This window comes from Phytoactinopolyspora endophytica (assembly GCF_004138495.1).
GTDB lineage: Bacteria > Actinomycetota > Actinomycetes > Jiangellales > Jiangellaceae > Phytoactinopolyspora > Phytoactinopolyspora endophytica.
The window spans coordinates 53,049-58,291 of sequence record NZ_ML142866.1 but is presented as its reverse complement, the minus strand read 5'-3'; the positions used below and the strand labels follow the sequence as shown (position 1 = coordinate 58,291).

Here is a 5,243-nt window from a genome sequence, read left to right as displayed (position 1 = left end):
GGAACGCTCTCTCGGCGCCGTCGTAGTCGCCGCGGCGGCGCCTGATCTCCCCGGCCAGGTACTGGCCGTCGGCGATCAGGTAGTCGCCGAAAGTGGCGAGCTCCTCGGCGGCGCGGAGCGCCTCTCGTTCCGCGGCAGTCCAGTCGCCGCGCAATGACTGGACCTCGCATTGGTGCATCCGGCACAGGCCCGGATACGAGCTCTGTTCGCCGCGTTCCTCGCACCAGCGGACGGCGAGGTCGGTCCACTCGGCGGCCCGTCGCACGTCGCCGAGCTGCTCGCAGGTGTACAGGAGCACGCAATGGACCCAACCCTGGACGAACGGCGAAAGATCGCCGCTGAGGGCGGCGACCATCGCTTCGTCGAGCCGGTCGACACCGTCGGCCGTCTCGCCGCGCGCGATCAGCACCCGGCCCTGAGTGGCCAGGCTGAGCGCTTCGAGATCCAGATCGCCGGTGCGGCGTCCGGCATCGGCGGCGTGGCGCGCCCGGGTGAGGGCGTCGTCGAGGCGCCCGTGAGCCCGCGCCCAGTCGGCATCGGCCAGCGCGACGTAGTCGCTTTCGATCTGGTCCGGTACCTCCAGCGCGTGCCGATGGGCACGCTGAAGCCAGCCGCTGGCCACGGCGGTGTCATCGAGGTCGAAGTATGCGTAGAACAGCCGCCAGGCGGCTTTGGTGGCCTGGCGCACGTCGTTGGCGTCGCGATGCCGCCGATAGGCCTGCTGCCGGGTCACGATCGACTCCCGTGGCCGCCCGAGCCAGAACTCGGCGTCTGCCCGAGCCTCAAGCTGGGACGCCGTCATCGCGTCGAGCTCGGTGGCCGCGGGCGCCGCATACGGTTGGCTGATCTCCATCGATGCCCCCTTGCGCAACCTGCACCCGCAATGGCATCGCAGCATGCCGAGCGGGCGGTGGCGCACCTGCATGATACCGCTCATCCAGTGCGGCAGGGTTGTCTTCGGGCGCCTGGCCTGGCTCTCGCGGTCGGCGCGTTTCTCAGTACCGCATGCCGAGCGTGTCTTGAACGTCGTCGAGGGTCTGTCTCGCAACCTCGTTGGCTCGTTCGGCTCCGGTGCGCAGCACGTGCTGGACCAGACCGGGTTCCGCGGCCAGCCCGGCTCGCCGGGACCGTAGCGGGCGCAGGTGCTCGTTGACGGCATCGGTCGCGACGTGCTTGAGCGCGGCGGCACCGCCGTCAGCGATCTCCGCGGCGAGCGCTTCCGGCGTGGCGCCTGTGCACATTGCGGCGATGAGCAGGAGGTTGGCGACCTGAGGACGTCGTTCGGGCTCATAGGTGATGAGTCGTTCGCTGTCGGTCACGGCCTGCCGGATCAGGCGCGCAGTCTCGTCCTCGGTGGCCCGCAAGGTGATGCCGTTCCCCCTGCTCTTGCTCATCTTCTGCCCGTCGACCCCGAGCAGGACGGGTGCTGGGGAGAGGAGCCCTTGCGGCTCGGCGAACAATGCGTGTCCGTCGGCGAAGCGCTCGTTGAAACGGCGAGCGACCAGTCGGGCCTGCTCGATGTGGGGGACCTGGTCCGCTCCGACCGGGACCAGGTTGCCGTGGCAGAAGAGGATGTCGGCGGCCTGGTGGACCGGATACGTCAGCAGCAACCCGCTGACGGAGCTGATGCCTGCCGTCAGCGCCTCCTCCTTGACGGTCGGGTTGCGCTGCATCTCAGCGACGCTGGTCAGGGAGAGGAAGGGGAGCAGAAGCTGGTTGAGCGCCGGTACGGTGCTGTGGGCGAAGATCGTCGTCCGGCTCGGATCCAGGCCGGCGGCCAGGTAGTCGAGGACGATCTCATGGACGTTCGCGGCGACGTCACCGGGCCGGTTCCGGTCGGTGATCACCTGGTAGTCGGCGATGACGATGTAGGTCTCGACGCCGAGGCACTGGAGCCGGACCCGGTTGTGCAAGGTGCCGAGGTAATGGCCGAGGTGGAGCGGTCCGGTCGGCCGGTCGCCGGTCAGGACACGGTACCGGCCGGGGTCGGCGCGGACGTCGCTCTCCTCGGCGAGGAGAGGGGTGTGGCCGGCGCTCCCGCTGGATTCCGAGGACGCCGCCGGTCCGGCTGCGGATGGGCTGTCCGGGCTTGATGTGGTCGTGGTCGGTGTCGTGCTGGTGAACATGGTCTGCTCCCGTAGGTGTCGGGGCCGCCGAAGACGGGGCAGACCGGTGTGATCTCACTGATGGAGGGTGTACGGCCGCCCGCAACGGCGGCCAGGAAGATGCGCTTGGCGAAGGTGCGCTCGGTCAGGCCGCCTGCTGAGGCAGCCACCACCAGGAGCGCACGGATTGGATCACTCCGTCAGTATGTCACGAGCGGGCCGGGCCTGTCTTGGCGTCGGTCCGCCGATAGAGCAGTCAGGCGTGTAGCGTGCTGGCGAGGTCCGGCTCTGCGGCCACGAGCAGGCCAAGGAGGGCCAGGGCGACGCCGATCGTGCGTGCGGTGTGCTCGCCGTATGGAAGCACCTTCTCGACGAAGACCAGCGCCGCGATGAGCAGCACCCACATCATCCCCATGGCGCCGGCAGCGACGAGCACGACCATCAGCGCCCAGCAGCAGCCGATGCAGTAGCCGGAGTGTGCCAGCCCAAGCCGGATCGCGCCGCTCACTCCCGGACGCCATTGGCTCGCGAGAAACGCGAGCGGGCCGCGACATCGACGCAGACAGGTGCGCTTGACGGGGCTGAACTGGTACGCGCCGGCGGCGACCAGCACGGTCGCGACCGCGTACGGCGCCAGCTCGGACACGTCGTCGGAGGCATGGGCGGCGGCGGACGCGAGCACCGAGCCCGCGTATGCCAGGATCCCTGTGCTCATCCATACCAGCACGTAGAGCGCACCGAAGACGGACGTCGACACCGTTCGCCCGCCATACCGGGCGGCCATGCTGGGACGCACCGTGCTGTACAGCGCAATCATCGGTACCGCGCTGGGCAGCATCATCGCGATCATCATGACACCCCATGACCCGATGTACGCCGCAGCCTCGCCGAGCTCCAGAGAAGCGCCGATGCCCGTCGCCCCGTCCTCCATGTCATCGGCCGACGACATGGAGGACGCCTCACGGACGACGCCCATCCAGGCGGCCGCCGCGACGACGAGCAGCGCCGCGCCGGCTACCCAGGACGAACGATGAACCCACCAGCGGCGACCCGGCACCACAGGGGTGCCGGACGCACTAGCGGGTAGTGCCATCACTGCTCCAGTCGAACGCGTACAAGTGCGTGTACGTGTTCTCGTTGTGCAGCGACAACGGTCCGTCCGCGGTGACGTCCCAGCTGGCCGACTGGGCGATCTCAGCCAGCTTGAACTCGAAACCGTCGGGCAGATCGATCCGGGCGCGGTGCTCCTCGCCGGTGGCCACGTTGCGGATCGGTTCGACCGTGGTCGACGCGATGCCGGGAATGTTTATCGCGGCGCGCCTGGCGTCGCGATCGATCTCGACGTGGATCGACGCGACCATCGGATCAGGAACGTTCGGGGTGACCGAGGCGAAGATCTCGAAGAACGGGTGCCCCTGCGCTCCGCTGGTGATCTGCAGCACCGCGTTCCGCTGTTCCGGCGTGCTGGCCTCGTCGAGAACTACCAGCCGGGTACCGCCGCCCTCGTGAATCGGACCCGGCCAGTACAGCGCCTCGGCGAAGACGACGCCCGCCATGTCGGTCTCGCCGAAGTTGCCCTCGTCGATACGCCAGGCTTCGACCGCCTCGCAGTTCTCGTTCGTCGGCACCCCGCCGAATTGGCATGGACAGGCTCCGTTGCAGCTGCACGACCCGACTGATTCGCCGACGATGTGCCACTGGGTCTTGGTGAGTGTCGCGTCGGTCATTGTTCGTCTCCCCTCCCTCGGGAACTCCCGCGAACGCGGTCACCCGTGCGCACCGGTGAAGAGTCGTTCGCGTCATATGTGCGACGTGTGTCTGCGCGAGAGAACTCCGACCCCGTGCGTTCCCCGGGGCCGCAAAGCGCTGTCGGCTGCGACGCCGTCGTATGGAACATGTGGTGCAACGCCTTGTCCGGCCGCGGGGGGAGATTGTTCGGCCGGTCAAGTGGGCCGATAGTGGCAGCACGCAAGAACCACGTCAAGACACGACAGGACCACCGTGAACCGGCTACTCGACGTGTTCGGCGAGCCAGCCGTTGAGGGGCTCCGTCATGTGCAGGAACTCCACGACCCGATCCTTGGCGGCGGCAGTGCCCAGCCATGCGTCCACCGGCCACTCGTGCCACGCCACCAAGCCCTTGTGACGCAGCAGCTCAACCCGGGGATGATCCTTAGGATAGCCCCGCGGTGCGGTCTTCAGCCGCTGATGACCGGTGACCTGAATGTCGCGGCGGGCGAGCTCCTCGATGATCCCGCGCAGCTCCTCTCCAGTCTCGTCCTCGGCCACGGCGTGCCGGTACCGGGCCAGCTGATCGGCGTCCATCATGTACATCCCTGCACCGGCGGCCAGCCCGCTGGCCGAGAGCTGGATGTAGCCGCCTTGCTCCAGGGTGGCGGCGATGGCCGTCTTGTACGGTGACTTGTCGGCGCTGAACCGGACGTCGCGGTTCGGGCGGAAGATCTTCCCAGCGCCGAACTCGGGCTGGAGTTCGGCGAGCAACTGCACCATGGGCTCGCGGACGTCGCGCTCGTAGGCCGCCTTGTGTGCCGTCCAGTAGGTCCGGGAGTTGTCCGCTTCCAGGCCCTCGTAGAACTCCAAGGCCTCGGCAGGCCAACCGAGAAATGCCACGTTGATCATCCCCTGCTATCAGGCGGGTTGCGGGGGAAGGTCCCTGCGAATCGCAGTCTGCCAGACGGGTCCGACAGCGGATCGGGCGCGTTGTGTCACGGGGTGCGCGACACGTGTGTAGGTGATTCCGGGAGGCGTAGGTAGTTGACTAGTCTGGAAGTGTGGTCACGTCCAGACTAGGAGGTTCGGATGACCGAGCAGCCGCTTGAGTCGTTGGAGCAGCAGTGGGACGCGTTGTATGAGCAGTTGGCCGCGACTGGGGACTTTCGCCGGGGCAGCGTGAACGAGACCTACCGGCGTTGTGGCAAGCCGAACTGTGCGTGTGCGCGGGAAGATCATCCCGGGCATGGGCCGCGGTATCTGTGGACCCGGTCGGTGCAGGGCAGAACGCGCAGTCGTCAGCTGTCCGGTGCGGAGCTGGAGAAGGTTCGGGCCGAGTTGGCGAACTATGAGCAGTTCACCGCGTTGTCGGAGCAGATCGTGCAGATCAACGAGACGATCTGTGAA

5 protein-coding genes and 1 pseudogene are annotated in these 5,243 nt (G+C 67.7%); 1 reads left to right on the top strand and 5 read right to left on the bottom strand.

The window, feature by feature from the left end; genetic code table 11:
• From ELR45_RS27210 to ELR45_RS27190, 5 genes and pseudogenes are all read right to left on the bottom strand, one after another.
• A pseudogene (locus tag ELR45_RS27210) lies at window positions 1-853 on the bottom strand (LuxR family transcriptional regulator); the annotation flags it as partial.
• A 142-nt stretch (window positions 854-995) separates the two neighbouring features.
• Window positions 996-2,126, bottom strand: coding sequence for a tryptophan--tRNA ligase (gene trpS / locus ELR45_RS27205; RefSeq protein WP_129669128.1), 1,131 nt, complete (start codon window positions 2,124-2,126; stop codon window positions 996-998).
• Window positions 2,127-2,361: 235 nt separating this feature from the next.
• On the bottom strand, window positions 2,362-3,198 hold the full coding sequence (locus ELR45_RS27200; RefSeq protein WP_129669127.1) for a DUF2182 domain-containing protein: 837 nt from the start codon (window positions 3,196-3,198) through the stop codon (window positions 2,362-2,364).
• Complete coding sequence (locus ELR45_RS27195) at window positions 3,182-3,832, bottom strand: DUF1326 domain-containing protein (RefSeq protein ID WP_129669126.1); 651 nt, start codon at window positions 3,830-3,832, stop codon at window positions 3,182-3,184. The genes ELR45_RS27200 and ELR45_RS27195 overlap by 17 nt, the downstream gene beginning before the upstream one ends.
• A 283-nt stretch (window positions 3,833-4,115) precedes the next feature.
• The gene (locus ELR45_RS27190; protein ID WP_129669125.1) at window positions 4,116-4,745 is read right to left on the bottom strand and encodes a DUF2461 domain-containing protein; all 630 of its coding nucleotides are present in this window, start codon (window positions 4,743-4,745) and stop codon (window positions 4,116-4,118) included.
• A gap of 180 nt (window positions 4,746-4,925) precedes the next feature.
• Between ELR45_RS27190 and ELR45_RS27185 the strand changes: the two genes are divergently transcribed.
• A partial coding sequence (locus tag ELR45_RS27185; protein ID WP_338069611.1) for a DUF6788 family protein occupies window positions 4,926-5,243 on the top strand: 318 nt, incomplete at its 3' end.

Coding starts and splice junctions, on each gene's coding strand:
- trpS (WP_129669128.1), bottom strand. CDS start 2,126: ATGTTCACCAGCACGACACCGACCACGACCACATCAAGCCCGGACAGC.
- ELR45_RS27200 (WP_129669127.1), bottom strand. CDS start 3,198: ATGGCACTACCCGCTAGTGCGTCCGGCACCCCTGTGGTGCCGGGTCGC.
- ELR45_RS27195 (WP_129669126.1), bottom strand. CDS start 3,832: ATGACCGACGCGACACTCACCAAGACCCAGTGGCACATCGTCGGCGAA.
- ELR45_RS27190 (WP_129669125.1), bottom strand. CDS start 4,745: ATGATCAACGTGGCATTTCTCGGTTGGCCTGCCGAGGCCTTGGAGTTC.